This is a genomic window from Pseudomonas sp. NPDC008258, assembly GCF_042956345.1.
GTDB lineage: Bacteria > Pseudomonadota > Gammaproteobacteria > Pseudomonadales > Pseudomonadaceae > Aquipseudomonas.
Genome location: NZ_JBIBGE010000004.1, coordinates 21,626 through 37,781, shown reverse-complemented (window position 1 = coordinate 37,781; position 16,156 = coordinate 21,626). Strand labels below are relative to the sequence as shown.

Annotated in this window: 14 protein-coding genes and 1 riboswitch; of the genes, 6 read left to right on the top strand and 8 right to left on the bottom strand. The window is 63.0% G+C overall.

Features of this window, described 5'->3' with window-relative positions; genetic code table 11:
• Nucleotides 1-37: 37 nt before the first annotated feature.
• Complete coding sequence (gene metF, locus ACFY9W_RS04280; protein WP_391126234.1) at nucleotides 38-883, bottom strand: methylenetetrahydrofolate reductase [NAD(P)H]; 846 nt, start codon at nucleotides 881-883, stop codon at nucleotides 38-40.
• Nucleotides 884-991: 108 nt separating this feature from the next.
• Nucleotides 992-2,401 carry an adenosylhomocysteinase gene (gene ahcY / locus ACFY9W_RS04275; protein WP_391126231.1) on the bottom strand — a complete coding sequence of 470 codons (1,410 nt, stop codon included), beginning with the start codon at nucleotides 2,399-2,401 and terminating at the stop codon, nucleotides 992-994.
• 20 nt (nucleotides 2,402-2,421) lie between these two features.
• A riboswitch (S-adenosyl-L-homocysteine riboswitch) is annotated at nucleotides 2,422-2,518 on the bottom strand.
• Between the two features lie 178 nt (nucleotides 2,519-2,696).
• Between ahcY and ACFY9W_RS04270 the strand changes: the two genes are divergently transcribed.
• On the top strand, nucleotides 2,697-3,098 hold the full coding sequence (locus ACFY9W_RS04270; protein WP_125465821.1) for an acyl-CoA thioesterase: 402 nt from the start codon (nucleotides 2,697-2,699) through the stop codon (nucleotides 3,096-3,098).
• A gap of 129 nt (nucleotides 3,099-3,227) precedes the next feature.
• Here ACFY9W_RS04270 and ACFY9W_RS04265 read toward each other — a convergent pair whose 3' ends face one another.
• Nucleotides 3,228-4,463, bottom strand: a complete 1,236-nt coding sequence (locus ACFY9W_RS04265; protein ID WP_391126228.1) for a cation:proton antiporter — start codon at nucleotides 4,461-4,463, stop codon at nucleotides 3,228-3,230.
• Nucleotides 4,464-4,746: 283 nt separating this feature from the next.
• Between ACFY9W_RS04265 and ACFY9W_RS04260 the strand changes: the two genes are divergently transcribed.
• A complete protein-coding gene (locus tag ACFY9W_RS04260; protein ID WP_391126225.1) occupies nucleotides 4,747-5,580 on the top strand; it encodes an EamA family transporter in 834 nt (277 codons plus the stop codon).
• Nucleotides 5,581-5,607: 27 nt separating this feature from the next.
• Nucleotides 5,608-5,994, top strand: a complete 387-nt coding sequence (locus ACFY9W_RS04255; protein WP_391126222.1) for an MAPEG family protein — start codon at nucleotides 5,608-5,610, stop codon at nucleotides 5,992-5,994.
• Nucleotides 5,995-6,105: 111 nt separating this feature from the next.
• Here ACFY9W_RS04255 and ACFY9W_RS04250 read toward each other — a convergent pair whose 3' ends face one another.
• On the bottom strand, nucleotides 6,106-7,257 hold the full coding sequence (locus tag ACFY9W_RS04250; RefSeq protein WP_391126220.1) for an MltA domain-containing protein: 1,152 nt from the start codon (nucleotides 7,255-7,257) through the stop codon (nucleotides 6,106-6,108).
• Between the two features lie 119 nt (nucleotides 7,258-7,376).
• Here ACFY9W_RS04250 and ACFY9W_RS04245 point away from each other — a divergent pair, with 119 nt between their 5' ends.
• On the top strand, nucleotides 7,377-7,823 hold the full coding sequence (locus ACFY9W_RS04245; protein ID WP_391126217.1) for a cytochrome c: 447 nt from the start codon (nucleotides 7,377-7,379) through the stop codon (nucleotides 7,821-7,823).
• A gap of 174 nt (nucleotides 7,824-7,997) precedes the next feature.
• Here ACFY9W_RS04245 and ACFY9W_RS04240 read toward each other — a convergent pair whose 3' ends face one another.
• From ACFY9W_RS04240 to ACFY9W_RS04225, 4 genes are all read right to left on the bottom strand, one after another.
• Nucleotides 7,998-8,390 (bottom strand): DUF1090 family protein, encoded by a 393-nt coding sequence (locus ACFY9W_RS04240; RefSeq protein ID WP_391126214.1) that lies wholly within the window; start codon nucleotides 8,388-8,390, stop codon nucleotides 7,998-8,000.
• 132 nt (nucleotides 8,391-8,522) lie between these two features.
• Nucleotides 8,523-10,220, bottom strand: a complete 1,698-nt coding sequence (gene ligB, locus ACFY9W_RS04235) for an NAD-dependent DNA ligase LigB (protein ID WP_391126211.1) — start codon at nucleotides 10,218-10,220, stop codon at nucleotides 8,523-8,525.
• Nucleotides 10,221-10,365: 145 nt separating this feature from the next.
• Nucleotides 10,366-11,556, bottom strand: coding sequence for a methionine adenosyltransferase (gene metK / locus ACFY9W_RS04230; protein ID WP_016489516.1), 1,191 nt, complete (start codon nucleotides 11,554-11,556; stop codon nucleotides 10,366-10,368).
• 18 nt (nucleotides 11,557-11,574) lie between these two features.
• Nucleotides 11,575-12,567, bottom strand: coding sequence for a metalloregulator ArsR/SmtB family transcription factor (locus ACFY9W_RS04225; protein WP_391126207.1), 993 nt, complete (start codon nucleotides 12,565-12,567; stop codon nucleotides 11,575-11,577).
• Between the two features lie 345 nt (nucleotides 12,568-12,912).
• Between ACFY9W_RS04225 and tkt the strand changes: the two genes are divergently transcribed.
• Nucleotides 12,913-14,910 (top strand): transketolase, encoded by a 1,998-nt coding sequence (gene tkt / locus ACFY9W_RS04220; protein ID WP_391126204.1) that lies wholly within the window; start codon nucleotides 12,913-12,915, stop codon nucleotides 14,908-14,910.
• Between the two features lie 179 nt (nucleotides 14,911-15,089).
• Complete coding sequence (gene epd / locus ACFY9W_RS04215; RefSeq protein ID WP_391126201.1) at nucleotides 15,090-16,151, top strand: erythrose-4-phosphate dehydrogenase; 1,062 nt, start codon at nucleotides 15,090-15,092, stop codon at nucleotides 16,149-16,151.
• Nucleotides 16,152-16,156 lie beyond the last annotated feature (5 nt).

Sequence of the window (16,156 nt, the reverse complement as noted above, 5' to 3'; positions counted from 1 at the left end):
CCTTAATCATTTCTTAAGCAGACTTTGCCAAAAAGTTTCAGCGCGGCAGCTTCAGGTTATTCCAGATCGCCAGGCTCGGCTCGGCCTGGTTCAGGGTGTAGAAGTGCAGGCCTGGCGCGCCGCCTTGCAGCAGCTGTTCGCACATGCGGGTGATCACTTCTTCGCCAAAGGCCTGGATGCTGGCGGTATCGTCGGCATAGGCTTCCAGCTGCTTGCGGATCCAGCGCGGGATCTCGGCGCCACAGGCGTCGGAGAAGCGTGCCAGCTTGCTGTAGTTGGTGATCGGCATGATGCCGGGCACCACCGGGATGTCCACGCCCAGCTTCTGTGCGCGCTCGACAAAGTAGGAGTAGCTGTCGGCGTTGAAGAAGTACTGGGTGATGGCGCTGTCGGCACCGGCTTTGACCTTGTGCACGAAGTTGGCCAGGTCGGCCTCGAAGTTGCGCGCCTGTGGGTGCATTTCCGGGTAGGCGGCCACTTCCAGGTGGAAGTGATCAGCGGTTTCCTGGCGGATGAACTCGACCAGGTCGCTGGCGTAGCGCAGCTCGCCACTGGCCATGCCCATGCCTGATGGCAGGTCGCCACGCAGGGCGACGATGCGTTTGATGCCAGCAGCCTTGTACTCGGCCAGCAGGGCGCGCAGGTCGTCTTTGGAGTCGCCTACGCACGACAGGTGCGGCGCGGCAGGTACCTTCACTTCGCTTTCCAGCTGCAGCACGGTGTTCAGCGTGCGGTCGCGGGTGGAGCCGCCAGCGCCGTAGGTGCAGGAGAAGAAGTCCGGGTTGTAGGTGGCCAGCTGCCGGGCAACGCCCATCAGCTTTTCATGACCGGCGTCGGTCTTGGTCGGGAAGAACTCGAAACTGTAGCGGCGTTCTTGTGACATCACTCGTTCCTCAAGCAGCCTGCTTCAAGCGGCAGGCTGCAAGTAAAAGCCAGGGCGGTGTGGGCCGGCCTGGCTTGGGCATCGTTGCGAAGCGTTGCCTGTGAACGCTTAGTAGCGGTAGGCGTGCGGCTTGAACGGGCCTTCGACGGTCACGCCGATGTAGTCGGCTTGCTGCTTGGTCAGCTGGGTGACCACGCCGCCGAAGCCGCGGACCATTTCCAGGGCCACTTCTTCGTCGAGTTTCTTCGGCAGCACTTCAACGGTCAGGCGCTCGGCTTTCTTCTCGTCCGACAGGTCGGCGAACTTCTGCTCGAACAGGAAGATCTGGGCCAGTACCTGGTTGGCGAACGAGCCGTCCATGATGCGGCTTGGGTGGCCAGTGGCGTTACCCAGGTTGACCAGGCGGCCTTCGGCCAGCAGGATCAGGTAATCGTCGTTCTGCGGGTCGAAGCTGCCAGCGCCGGTGCGGTGGATCTTGTGCACCTGCGGCTTGACCTCTTCCCAGGCCCAGTTCTTGCGCATGAAGGCGGTGTCGATCTCGTTGTCGAAGTGGCCGATGTTGCAGACCACGGCACGCTTCTTCAGGGCCTTGAGCATGTTGGCGTCGCAGACGTTCACGTTACCGGTGGTGGTCACGATCAGGTCGATCTTGCCCAGCAGGGCCTTGTCGATGCTGGCTTCGGTGCCGTTGTTGATACCGTCGATGAACGGCGAAACCAGCTCGAAGCCATCCATGCAGGCTTGCATGGCGCAGATCGGGTCCACTTCGGTGACCTTCACGATCATGCCTTCCTGGCGCAGGGACTGGGCCGAACCCTTGCCCACGTCACCGTAGCCGATCACCAGGGCCTGCTTGCCCGACAGCAGGTGGTCGGTACCACGCTTGATGGCGTCGTTCAGGCTGTGACGGCAGCCGTACTTGTTGTCGTTCTTGCTCTTGGTAACCGAGTCGTTGACGTTGATGGCCGGCACTTTCAGCTCGCCCTTGGCCAGCATGTCCAGCAGGCGGTGCACGCCAGTGGTGGTCTCTTCGGTCACACCGTGCACGCGGTCCAGTACCTGTGGGTACTTCTTGTGCAGCAGTTCGGTCAGGTCGCCACCGTCGTCGAGGATCATGTTGGCGTCCCATGGCTGGCCATCTTTCAGGATGGTCTGCTCCAGGCACCACTCGTACTCTTCTTCGGTTTCACCTTTCCAGGCGAATACCGGGATGCCGGCGGCGGCGATGGACGCGGCGGCCTGGTCCTGGGTGGAGAAGATGTTGCAGGACGACCAGCGTACTTCGGCACCCAGGGCAACCAGGGTTTCGATCAGCACGGCAGTCTGGATGGTCATGTGAATGCAGCCCAGGATCTTCGCACCCTTGAGCGGTTGCTCGGTCAGGTACTTGCGACGCAGGCCCATCAGCGCAGGCATTTCCGATTCGGCAATGATGGTTTCGCGACGGCCCCAGGCGGCCAGGGAGATGTCGGCGACTTTGAAATCGGTAAAACCAGCAGGCATGTTTGCAGCGCTCATGAGAGCCTCCATTCGTAGTGTGCGAATGGGCGCCGTTGTGCGTTAAGCGCCCGCGAGAGCGAGCAACGCCCCATCCGAGCCTGACAGGCCTAGCCTGCTGCAGCGCCCCTCGGACAGGTGGCGGGCATGGCACCGCTGTGGGCAACCATGTGAAACGGCGCAGATTATAGCCGCCCCCGCCAGCTTGCCCAAGGTTTTCTGTCGATTAATCGCGACGATAGTCGATGTTCAATGGAGCGATGGCGGCCGCTCTGCCATCATTGCCCTACGTTAGCCAAGCAGGTCAGGAGTACAGATGAACTTTCACACCCGCAAGTGGGTTAAACCCGAAGACCTCAACCCCAATGGCACCCTGTTCGGTGGCAGCCTGTTGCGCTGGATCGACGAAGAGGCAGCGATCTACGCCATCGTCCAGCTGGGCAACCAGCGCGTGGTGACCAAGTACATTTCGGAAATCAACTTCGTCAGCGCTTCGCGTCAGGGCGACATTATCGAACTGGGCATCACCGCCACCGAGTTCGGCCGCACCTCGATCACCCTCAAGTGCGAAGTGCGCAACAAGATCAGCCGCAAGGCCATCCTCACGGTCGACAAGATGGTCTTCGTCAACCTGGGTGAAGACGGGCAGCCGGCGCCGCATGGGCGTACCGAGATCAAGTACATCCAGGACCAGTTCCCGGATTCTGCCGTAGAGTGATTATCTGGGGCTGCTTTGCAGCCCATCGCCGGCAAGCCAGCTCCCACAGGTACAGCGCAGATCCAGGGTTGGGCGCCATCCTGTGGGAGCTGGCTTGCCGGCGATGGGCCGCACAGCGGCCCCAAGGTTTCAAGGCTGGGCGCTGACCTTGCGTACCACCCGGCCAATGCTCAGCCCCTGCACCAGGATCGACGACAGCACCACGATGTAGGTGATCGACAGCAGCAGGTCACGCTCCTCGCCCAGTGGCAGCGACAGCGCCAGGGCTACCGATACCCCGCCACGCAAGCCACCCCAGGTCAGTACCCGCACCGTGCCTTTGGGCACCGGGCGCCAGCGGCGCAGCAGCACGATGGCCGGTGCCACGGTCAGCAGCCTCGACAGCAGCACCGCCAGTGCCAGTACGCCGCCGGCCGCCAGGTGCATCCAGTTGAACGGCAGCAGCAACAGTTCCAGGCCGATCAGCGCGAACAGCAGGGCGTTGAGCATGTCATCGATCAACTCCCAGAAACCGTCCATGTAACGACGGGTCATGTCGTTCATCGCCAGGTTACGCCCCAGGTTACCGATGATCAGGCCGGCCACCACCATGGCGATCGGCGCGGAGACGTGCAGCTCGTAGCACATGGCCGAGCCACCGATGACCAGTGCCAGGGTCAGCATGACTTCCACCTGATACTGCTCGACGCTCTTGATCATGCGGTAAGTGGCGTAGCCGATCAGGCCGCCAAATACCACACCGCCGATGGCCTCGCGGGCGAACAGGATAGCCGTGTCGGTCATGCTCGGCGTTTCCCCCAGCTGGATGATGCCCAGCAACACGGTGAACACCACCACCGCAGTGCCGTCGTTGAACAACGACTCGCCGACGATGGTGGTTTTCAGCGGTTTGGAGGCATTGGCCGTACGCAGCGCGCCCAGCACGGCAATCGGGTCGGTGGGCGAAATCAGTGCACCGAACAGCAGGCAGTAGATCAGCGGTACCTGCCAGCCGAACATCGCGAATACCCAGTGCGACAGGTAGCCGATGACCACGGTGGCGATCAGTACGCCAATCGTCGCGAGCAAGCCGATCGGCCAGCGATAACTGCGCAAATCGCTGAGGTTCACGTGCAAGGCGCCGGCAAACAGCAGGAACGCCAGCATCCAGTGCATCAGCAGGTCGTTGAAATCGATCTGGTTCATCAAGCCTTCGACGCGTGCTTCCAGGCCAGGGAAGCCAATCAGGCTCAGACCCTGCAGCATCAGGGAGAACAACAACGCCGTGACCATCACGCCGATGGCAGGGGGCAGGCCGATGAAGCGGTAATTGACGTAGGTAAGGAGGGTGGTGAGGCAGATAAACGCGGCAACTAATTCAAGCATCCCAAATCCTGTAACAGTGGCTTCCAAGTCGTTACCCGAATGACTCGGGCAGTTCTTTGATGACCTGGCGCGGGGTTCGGGACACAGGGTTTGACCGGATTAGCCAAAATCGTTCCCGAAAACTGGCTGCACTGGGTACCCTGTGGGAGCGGGCGCGCCCGCGAACACCGGCAAAGCCGGTGCCATACACCGAGTCGCTTTCTTCGCGGGCGTGCCCGCTCCCACAAAGCCCCCCTGCGCGCTGTATATTCACAGCCATAAAAAGCCAAAAGGATAAGAAGGCGTGTTGGCAACATCCCTGGTGCTGGTCGCCGCCCTGCTGCATGCGACCTGGAATACCCTGATCAAATTCAGCGCAGAGCGGCTGCTGGTGATCGCCAGCATGGACACGGTGGCTCTGGCGTTCGCGGTGGTGGCCGTTCCCTTTGTCGAAGTCCCGCCTGCCACTATCTGGCCTTGGCTGCTGGCCTCGGCGCTCGCCGAGCAGCTGTACCGCTACCTGCTGATACAGGCCTATCGCGTGGGCGACCTGGGGCTGGTCTATCCTCTGATGCGCGGGCTGTCGCCATTGGTGGTGCTGGGGTTGACCCTGGCCTTTGCCGGGGAGTCGCTGAGCCAGCAGCAGATCATCGGCATCCTGCTGATCCCCTGTGGCATGGCCTGCCTGCTGTGGCAGGGCGGTGGTGGCGACCGGCTGCCCTGGTCAATGCTGCCGGTGGTCGCCCTGATCGGCCTGTGCATTGGCTGCTACACCTGGTTTGATGGCCAGGCCGTGCGCTTGTGGGGCAAGCCCTGGGACTACCTGGTGTGGCTGACCTTGCTCAGTGCCTGGCAATTCCCGCTACTGGCCAGTGTGGCGCGGCGAGCACCGTTCGTGCTGTTCTGGCGAACACAATGGCGCCTGGGGCTGGCGGTAGGGTTCTGCGTATTGTTCAGTTACGCCCTGGTGTTGTGGGCCATGCATCTGGGCTCAGTGGCAGAGGCGGCAGCGTTGCGCGAACTGAGTGTGATCCTTGTGGTGCTGTTCGGCATGCGCTACCTCAAAGAACCTTTTGGCGGGCCGAGACTCCTAGCTTGCGGGCTGGTCCTGGCAGGCATGCTGGTGATGAAGCTCTAACCCATTTTTGAACAAGGAGTCCTGCGCATGACCGTTGCCCTGTGGTGCATTTTGATCGCGCTGCTGTTGAACCCGCTGTGTGCCTTGATCGCCAAGGTGAGCAGCGGCCGCTTCGGCCTGAAGGACAATCATGACCCGCGGGCTTTTCTTGATACCTTATCGGGCTTGCCAAGGCGTGCGCATGCTGCGCAGCAGAACGGCTACGAGGCGTTTCCCGCATTCGCCGCAGCGGTGCTGGTGGCGGATATCGTCGGCAATGCCGAGCAGGTGACGCAGGATGTGCTGGGGGTGATGTACATCACCAGCCGGCTGCTTTACATCATTTGCTACCTGGCCGATTGGGCTGCACTGCGCTCACTGGTTTGGTTTGCCGGGTTGGCGCTGATCGTGGCGTTCTTTGTGGTTTCGGTCTGAAACCGAGTCGCCTGCTTCGCGGGCTTGCCCGCTCCCACAGGTACAACGCAGCATTCAAGGGCTGTGGTGTACCTGTGGGAGCGGGCGAGCCCGCGAAGAATCCAGCGCCGATCAAGGCACTTTAGGCACCTCGGGCAGTGGCTGGCCCTTGGGCCACAGCATCCAGATCTGCCCCTGCTGCTTCATGTTCCCGGCCAGTTCGCCGGCCTCCGGGCCGGTACCCCAGAACAGGTCGGCACGCACTTCACCGGCAATCGCCCCACCAGTGTCCTGCGCCCCCACCGGGCGTACCACGGGCGAGCCGTCCGGGCGCGTCGTGGACAGCCACAACAGGCTGCCCAGCGGAATCACCTTGCGGTCTATCGCCACACTGTAGCCAGCGGTAAGCGGCACGTTCAGCGACCCGCGTGGGCCTTCGTTGCTGTCCGGGCGGGCGCTGAAAAAGACGTAGCTGGGGTTGCTGGCCAGCAGTTCCGGTACGCGCTGCGGGTTGGCCTCGGCCCAGGCATGAATGGCACCCATGCTCACTTCTTCTTTTTTCAGCTGGCCCTGTTCCACCAGCCAGCGCCCGATTGGCCGGTAAGGGTGGCCGTTCTGGTCGGCATAGCCCAGGCGCAGTTGCCGGCCGTCCTCCAGCTGGACGCGGCCAGAACCCTGGATCTGCAGGAACTGCAGGTCCATCGGGTCGGTCAGCCAGGCCAGCACCGGAGCCTTGACGCCGTCACGATTGATCACTTCGGCAGTGTCGTAAGGCTTGAGCACTCGGCCATCGAGGCGACCGCGCAGGCGTTTGCCCTTCAACTCGGGGTACACGCTGGCCAGATCGACCACGATCATGTCTTCAGGGGGGCCGTAAACCGCCACATGGTTGGTCGCCGACTGCTTCAGGCTGCCGGGGTAGACCGGCTCGTAATAACCGGTAATCAGGCCGTTGGCATTGTTCCCGGCAGAGCGCAGGCCGTACACCGCCAGGTTCTGCTCCAGGAAGGTACGCACCTGGGCGGCACTCGCCGTGGCGCTGCCGGCCGCTTCGCAGGTAGCGGCCCAGACCGCGTCCCGCTTGAGCTTCTCGCAGCCACTACGCCAGGCGTAGAAACCGGCCAGCAGGTCTTCATCGCTGACTGCCGGCAGGTCTTTCCAGGTGGCCGGGGCGTAGGTGGCGATGGCGTGGGGTTCGGGCTTGGCGTTCTCGCCGCCGTTGCAGCCGGCCAGCAAGGCCAGCACCGGCAGTGTCCAGGCCAGGTGGCGCAGGGCAGATTTCATGAGTGTGTTCCTGTCATGGGCGAACATGAAGATTCGCCCCTGTATTTTATGTGGCTATTGGTCTTTGGCCCTTGGGCAGCGATACTGGCCGCCCATTTGCTTAGGCCGAAGTGAGCGTGATGTTGAAGCGATTGACCGTTGTTCTGCTGGCAGCACTGGCGCTGGGTGGTTGTGACCGGGTTGACCCGAACTCGCCGCTGGGCAAGCGCAAGGTGATCTTCAAGGACATGCTCAAGACCAGCGAAGACCTGGGTGGCATGCTGCGTGGCCGGTTGCCGTTCGACGGGGTCAAGTTTGCCGACGGTGCGCTGAAACTGGACGGCCTTGCACATCAGCCCTGGCAGCACTTTCCACAGGTACGCGATGGCGGCGACAGCGCCGCCCGCGCCGAAGTATGGGAGCGCCAGGCGCGCTTTCATGACCTGGCCCGGCAACTGGAGGGCGTTACCGGCGAACTGGTTGGCGTAACCCGTAGCCAGCCGCTGGATGTCGCGCAGTTGAAGGCGCCGATGGATAAGGTCGAAGCGGCGTGCAAGGCCTGTCATACCGAGTTTCGTAATCACTGAACACGTCATCGCTCTCACAGGCCAACACGTAACCACTTGATTGGCAGCGAACCTGTGGGAGCGGGCTTGCCCGCGAACACCGGCGAAGCCGGTGCCATACATCGCTTCGGCTTCTTCGCGGGCAAGCCCGCTCCCACAGGGTTGCGCGGCGGTTGATCAAGCTATGTTCGTCTATCAGCGGTCCAGGTCGTCGACTGCTTCCTGCAATTCCTTACGCGACTCGGCCAGCTTGTCCTTGCGCTTGTTGATCTTCTCGGCGTCGCCTTTCTTCTCGGCTTTTTTCAAGTCCTTTTCCCGCTGAGCCACTTCATGGCGTGCGTCGAGCACCTTCTGCTCACGCTCCTTGCGCAGGCTGGCGTCGGTGCAGTTGTCCACCCCGCGCAGGGCTTCTTCCAGCCCGGCCACCTGGTCGTTGTTGCCATGGTCACGGGCAATCTTCAGCTGGTTCTCGATGGCACTGCGCTTGGCCGCGCAGCCCGTCAGGCCTGCATCGGGCTCGGCAGCCTGGGCAGCGCCCGTAGCCAGGCCAAGTGTTGCAAGCAGCAAAAGGGTCGAAATACGTTTCATGAAAAGCCTCCTGGACGGGGCGGGGCAGCAAAAGTTGGTGGAAATCCTGCCTTGGTTTTGCCCATTTAGAAACCCTTGTCGGGTTTTTCTGGTGCAATCTCAGGGGTTGCCTACGGGTAAATTGGTAAAAAATCATTGCTCGCTGGGTTCGCTACCGTTCTGGAACCCGTTGATACCTGCTTTGGACAGCTCTGCCGCAAGGGCTTGAACCTCGCTGGCCGCAAAAAACGCCGTTAACTGCTGCCCGCGCTTTTCGCCAATACCGGCCATGGCCTGCCATTCACGACTGCTGCGCTTTTCCAGCGCTTGCCAGTCACCTGCCAGCGGCATGCGCGACGGTATGGGGGCACCCAGCCCGCGCATCCATTGGGCAAAAGGCCGTGAGCGGGCGGCGTTGAAGCTGCTCAGCAACTGCGCAGAGGTTGCCTCACTGATGCCGTATACCCGCCCCAGTCGCCCGGCATCCAGGTGCAGCCAGTCGGTCATCGAAGTCACCAGCCCGGCATCCACCAGTCGCCGCCAGGTGCCCGGCCCGGTACGTGGCAGGGCCAGCCCTTGTTTGCTACTGAGCCAGGTCAGGCGGGCAATGAATTGCTCCTCGCACCCCTCGCTGGCCTGCCAGCAACTGTGGGCGTGATAGCGGTCGGGTGCAGGCGCGCTGACTGCCTTGCGTTCGGTCGCACGGTGCACCACCTGCTCCAGGCGCGGGATGGTCAGCCCGGCCAGGCTGATGGCCACCTGGTCACCAGGGCGGATGTCGAGGCTGTGCCAGCGCGCCAGCGAGCCCAGGCTTACCTGGCTAACCCGCCGGTCGTCCAGGGTTACCGGCAGTAGATGCAGCACTGGCGTAACCCTGCCGGTGCGGCCAACCCTAAAGCGTACTTCGCGCACTTCGGCCAAGGCCTGCATGTAGGGGTACTTCCAGGCCGCGATCCAGTAGGGCGCCTTGGCCTGCCAGCGCTCGGCGGGTGGTCGGTTGCCCTGGCGCAGGATCACGCCGTCAGTGGCGAACGGCAGGGCAGAGCGGTACCAGTGATCTCGCCAATGGGCTGCGTCGTCCAGGGTGTCGATGGCAACGCTGAAGCGCAGGGCTTCCGGGAAGCCCAGTTGCGCCAGTTGCTCCAGGCGCTCCGCCTGCTGGCCTGGGCCGTGCGGCCAGCCCCAGACGAACAGGCCGATACCCGCGCCTTGTTCGCCGGTCAGTTGCTTGCGTGCCAGCAGCCCGGCCACACTGCCGCGGGCGTTGACGCTACCTGCCCGGGCTTGAACGTGCTGGTCCAGGCGCAGGTACAGCTCACCCTGCAATTGAAGGTCGATTGCCTGCGGTAACTGCCGGGTGATATTGCCAAGCTGGGGAATGTGCCGGCTCCAGTCGTGGCCTTGCGCGCCGTCGCCACGGCTGATCAACTGCACCAACTGGCCTTGCCGATAGATAAGCGAAACCGCAACACCATCGACCTTGGGCTGCACCCACACCCCGCTTTTGCCGGCCAGCCAGCGTGCCACGGCCTGGCGGTCGGGCAGCTTGTCGACGCCGGTATGCAATACCGGATGTTTGATCGGGCCGCGAGCAATGGCCAGGGGCGGCGGGCTGGCGGCAAGGCCAAAGCATTGCTGAAGGTGGCCCAGGCGCTGGCGGCTCTGGTCGTACAATTCGTCGGCCACCAGCGCGATACCCTGGCGATGGTAATGGTCATCCCAGCGGGCAAGGGTGGCTTGCAGTTGTGCGACTTCGGCATCGACCTGCCCTGGCGTCCAGTCGGGGCACTGTTCGGCCCAGGCCAATGGAGCCCGCAGCAACAGCAGCATGATCAACAGGGGGTAACGCATGGCCAGCATCCTTGCGTGGCGGGTGGGAACACCCAGCCTAGGCAGGTTCGCAGGTGCTTGCCGCCGCGCGATTGTCAGCCGATATGTCACAAAAAAGCCCCTGCCGATCACTCGGCAGGGGCTTTCGGCTGGTGCTGTAGGAAAGTTACAGGCCGGCAGCGTCACGCAGCGACTGGGCGCGGTCGGTGCGCTCCCAGGTGAAGGTGGTGAAGGTGTCGTCGCCGACAGTCTTCTGCTGTGGCTCACGGCCGAAGTGACCGTAGGCGGCAGTTTCCTGATACATCGGGTGCAGCAGGTCGAGCATGGTGGTGATGGCATACGGGCGCAGGTCGAAGCACTCGCGCACCAGCTGGATGATCTTGTCGTCGGAAACCTTGCCGGTGCCGAAGGTGTTGATCGAGATGGAGGTCGGCTGGGCCACGCCGATGGCGTAGGACACCTGGATCTCGCAGCGTTCGGCCAGGCCGGCGGCAACGATGTTCTTGGCCACGTAGCGGCCGGCGTAGGCGGCGGAACGGTCGACCTTGGATGGGTCCTTGCCGGAGAACGCGCCGCCGCCGTGGCGGGCCATGCCGCCGTAGGAGTCGACGATGATCTTGCGGCCGGTCAGGCCGCAGTCACCCACCGGGCCACCGATGATGAAGTTGCCGGTCGGGTTGATGTGGTACTGGGTGCCTTTGTGCAGCAGTTCGGCAGGCAGGGTGTGCTTGACGATCAGCTCCATCACGGCTTCTTGCAGGTCTTTCTGCGAAACCTCAGGGTTGTGCTGGGTCGACAGCACAACGGCGTCGATACCGACCACCTTGCCGTTTTCGTAGCGGCAGGTGACCTGCGACTTGGCATCCGGGCGCAGCCATGGCAGCAGGCCGGACTTGCGCGCTTCGGCCTGGCGCTCGACCAGGCGGTGCGAGAAGCAGATCGGCGCCGGCATCAGCACTTCGGTTTCGTTGCTGGCATAGCCGAACATCAGGCCCTGGTCACCGGCGCCCTGGTCTTCTGGCTTGGAGCGGTCCACGCCCTGGGCGATGTCCACCGACTGCTTGCCGATGATGTTCATCACGGCGCAGGTGGCGCCGTCGAAGCCGACGTCGGAGCTGTTGTAGCCGATGTCGATGATGACCTTGCGCACCAGGTCTTCCAGGTCGACCCAGGCCGAAGTGGTGACTTCGCCGGCGATGATGGCGACACCGGTCTTGACCAGGGTTTCGCAGGCTACGCGGGCGTATTTGTCCTGGGCGATGATGGCATCAAGGACGGCGTCCGAAATCTGGTCGGCGATCTTGTCCGGATGCCCTTCGGACACGGACTCGGAGGTGAAAAGGGAGTATTCGCTCATCTCGAAGGTTCCTGAAATTTACCGATGGTGTATGTCGCCAGCCGTCCGCTGGAAATGGCGGACCTGGATCTGGAAACCGTTACGCAAGCCTACGTACAGGCTGTCCGCATGGGCCAGCCCGGCAGCGTTGGCCCAGCGGGCCAGGTCGTCCTGTTCAAAGCCAAGCCAAAGGTCGCCGCAGGCGTCCCGCGCCCACCCCTGGTCATGGCTGCACAATTCGGTGACCAGCAGGCTGCCGCCTGCTTTCACCCGCTTGGCCAGCTGGCGCAAGGCCAGGGCCGGGTCGCTGAAATGGTGCAGCACCATGTTCAGCACAACGCAGTCGGCGGCCACATCCGTTGCACCCAGTGCATCGCCCAACTGCAGGTTGACGTTGTCGAGCCCTTCGCGTTGGCACACCTGGCGCGCCAGCTCGAGCATGGTCGGGCTGTTGTCCAGGGCGGTTACCTGGGCAAAGCGCCGGGCCAGGTCGGGCAGGAAACCGCCGTCACCGGGGCCTACCTCCAGGGCGCTGGCGGCCGGGTCGAAATGCAGCTTGTCGAGCAGCGCCAGCAGGCTTTCGCGGTACTGCGGCAGGCCGGCGATCAGGTCTTGCTGGGCGCGGAACTTCTCCTCCACGCGCAGGAAGAAGTCCTGGCTGGTGGCGGCGCGGCGCTGCTGTACCTGGGCTATGCGTGCTTGCACGTCGGACGGCAGGGCCAATTCGTCGACTTCTTCAAGCAGCGCCGCATGCAGCCGGCCACCCAGGCGCAGGCTGTCGGGCAGGGCGCGGCGGTAGAAGATGGCATTGCCTTCGCGGCGGGTGGCTACCAGTTCGGCCTGGGCCAGCACCTTCAGGTGGTGGCTCATGCCCGACTGGCCGATGTCGAAGATCTGCGCCAGTTCCAGCACGCCGAACGAGTCGTTGGCCAGGGCGCGCAATACGTTCAGGCGCAGCGCGTCGCCACTGGCCTTGCACAGGGCGGCCAATGCTTCGCGTTGCTCGGGGATCGATTGCGCACGGAGATTCATGGGGCGGCAGTCTAGACAGGCATCGATGCCCTAGCAAGGCCAATATCAAAAAGTTTTGATATTGGCTGATAGGTGGAACAGGAGGATAACCTCGAGGGCCTCTTCGCGGGCTCGCCCGCTCCCACAGGTTCATCACTGCTCTCAAGACCTGTGATGAACCTGTGGGAGCGGGCGAGCCCGCGAAGAAGCCAGCACGGTTCCCCGGATTTTTACCCGAAATCAGTGCCAATCAGAGGAAAATCCCCCAACTGCGACCATACGTCATTGCCCCAAGCCCCCCCAGTGGGCGAAAATGGTCGCCTTTTTTCGTGTCACCACCTATTCAAGCCCCCCAGGAGATCAGCGATGCCCAGCCGTCGTGAACGTGCCAACGCCATTCGTGCCCTCAGCATGGATGCCGTGCAAAAGGCCAACAGCGGCCACCCAGGTGCCCCCATGGGCATGGCGGATATCGCCGAAGTGCTTTGGCGCGACTATCTGAAGCACAACCCGAGCAACCCGAGCTTCGCCGACCGTGACCGCTTCGTGCTGTCCAACGGCCATGGCTCGATGCTGATCTACTCGCTGCTGCACCTGACCGGCTACGACGTCACCATCGATGACCTCAAGTCGTTCCGCCAGCTGCACAGCCGTACTCCGGGCCACCCGGAGTTTGGCTACACCCCGGGCGTAGAGACCACCACCGGTCCGTTGGGCCAGGGCCTGGCCAACGCCGTGGGCTTTGCCCTGGCTGAAAAAGTGCTGGGCGCCCAGTTCAACCGTGAAGGCCACAACGTCGTCGACCACAACACCTACGTGTTCCTGGGCGACGGCTGCATGATGGAAGGTATCTCCCACGAAGTCGCCTCGCTGGCCGGTACCCTGGGCCTGAACAAGCTGGTTGCCTTCTATGACGACAACGGCATCTCCATCGACGGTGAAGTGGAAGGCTGGTTCACCGACGATACGCCGAAGCGTTTCGAGTCCTACAACTGGCTGGTGATCCGCAACGTCAATGGCCACGACGCCGACGAGATTCGTACCGCCATCGATACCGCCCGCAAGAGCGACCGTCCGACCCTGATCTGCTGCAAGACCATCATCGGTTTCGGTTCGCCAAACAAGCAGGGCAAGGAAGACTGCCACGGCGCGCCACTGGGCAACGATGAAATCGCCCTGGCCCGCAAGGAACTGAACTGGAACCACGGCCCGTTCGAAGTCCCTGCCGATATCTATGCCGAGTGGGATGCCAAGCAGGCCGGTGCCAAGGCCGAAGCTGAATGGAACACGCGTTTCGACGCCTATGCCGCAGCCTTCCCGGAACTGGCCAGCGAGCTCAAGCGCCGCCTGAGCGGTGAATTGCCAGCAGACTTCGCGGAAAAAGCCGCTGCCTATATTGCTGAAGTCGCTGCCAAGGGCGAGACCATCGCCAGCCGCAAGGCCAGCCAGAACACCCTGAACGCGTTCGGCCCGCTGGTGCCGGAGCTGCTGGGTGGCTCGGCCGACCTGGCCGGTTCCAACCTGACCCTGTGGAAAGGTTGCAAGGGCGTCAGCCATGAAGATGCCAATGGCAACTACATGTACTACGGCGTGCGCGAGTTCGGCATGACCGCCATCATGAACGGCGTTGCCCTGCACGGTGGCCTGGTGCCTTACGGCGCGACCTTCCTGATGTTCATGGAATACGCCCGCAACGCCGTGCGCATGTCGGCACTGATGAAGCAACGCGTGATCCACGTCTACACCCACGACTCCATCGGCCTGGGCGAAGACGGCCCGACTCACCAGCCGATCGAGCAGCTGGCCAGCCTGCGCAGCACGCCGAACCTGGACACCTGGCGCCCGGCCGACGCGGTGGAATCCGCCGTGTCCTGGAAGCACGCCCTGGAGCGTAAGGACGGCCCGTCGGCGCTGATCTTCTCGCGCCAGAACCTGCAACACCAGGACCGCGACGCCCAGCAGATCGCCGATATCGCCCGTGGCGGCTACGTGCTCAAGGACTGCGCTGGCGAGCCTGAGCTGATCCTGATTGCCACCGGTTCCGAAGTGGGCCTGGCTGTTCAGGCCTTCGACAAACTGACCGAGCAAGGCCGCAAGGTGCGTGTCGTGTCGATGCCGAGCACCAGCGTGTTCGACGCCCAGGACGCTGCCTACAAGCAGTCGGTACTGCCGCTGGAAGTGGGTGCGCGCATCGCCATCGAAGCTGCCCACGCCGACTTCTGGTACAAGTACGTCGGCCTGGAAGGCCGTATCATTGGCATGACCACCTACGGTGAGTCGGCGCCGGCTTCGGCACTGTTCGAAGAATTCGGCTTCACCCTGGAGAACATCCTGGGTACTGCCGAAGAGCTGCTGGAAGACTGATGTAACAAATGGAGGGCAGTGACGCCCTCCAGGTCGTGCAAGGGGAGGGCTCTGCCCTCCATCGCGACACAAGGCCGCTCCTACAGGGTACTGCGCATGCAGCCCTTGTAGGAGCGGCCTTGTGTCGCGATGGGCCGCAACGCGGCCCCAAATGCCATCATGCGTTAGCGAGCCAACGAATGCCCCACCTGCGTCCCTACAAAGTTGCACTCAACGGTTATGGCCGTATCGGCCGCTGTGTCCTGCGCGCGCTGTTCGAGCGGGGGGCGAAGGCCGGTTTCGAGATCGTCGCGCTGAACGACCTGGCCGACCAGGCCAGCCTGGAATACCTGACCCGCTTCGACTCCACCCACGGGCGTTTCCCCGGCGAGGTGAAGGTCGACGGCGATTGCCTGCATATCAATGGCGACTGCGTGAGGGTAATGCGCAGTGCTACCCCTGAAGGCATCGACTGGGCAGCGTTGGACATCGACCTGGTGCTGGAGTGCTCCGGCGCCTACAACACCCGTGCCGATGGGCAGCGTTTCCTCGATGCCGGCGCACCGCGCGTGCTGTTCTCCCAGCCGATGGCCAGCGAGGCCGATGTCGATGCCACGGTGGTCTACGGGGTCAACCAGGCCTGCCTGACCGGCAGCGAGCGCCTGGTGTCCAACGCCTCGTGTACCACCAACTGCGGCGTGCCGCTGCTGCGTGTGCTGGACCAGGCGTTCGGCATTGAATATGTGCAGATCACCACCATTCACTCGGCGATGAACGACCAGCCGGTGATCGACGCCTATCACCACGAAGACCTGCGCCGCACGCGCTCGGCGTTCCAGTCGGTGATCCCGGTGTCCACTGGTCTGGCGCGTGGCATCGAGCGCCTGCTCCCGGAACTTGCCGGGCGAATCCAGGCCAAAGCGGTACGTGTGCCCACCGTCAACGTCTCGTGCCTGGACATCACCCTGCAGACCGCCCGCGACACCACCGCGGCCGAGGTCAACCGGGTATTGCGCGAGGCAGCGCTGGACGGCCCGCTTAAAGGCTTGCTGGCCTACACCGAGTTGCCCCACGCCAGCTGTGATTTCAACCATGACCCGCATTCGGCCATCGTCGATGCCAGCCAGACCCGTGTTTCCGGCCCCCGCCTGGTGAACCTGCTGGCCTGGTTCGACAACGAATGGGGTTTTGCCAACCGTATGCTCGACGTTGCCGAACACTTTCTGCACGTCGTTCATCCAACCCGCAACAAACAGCCCTGAAGGAC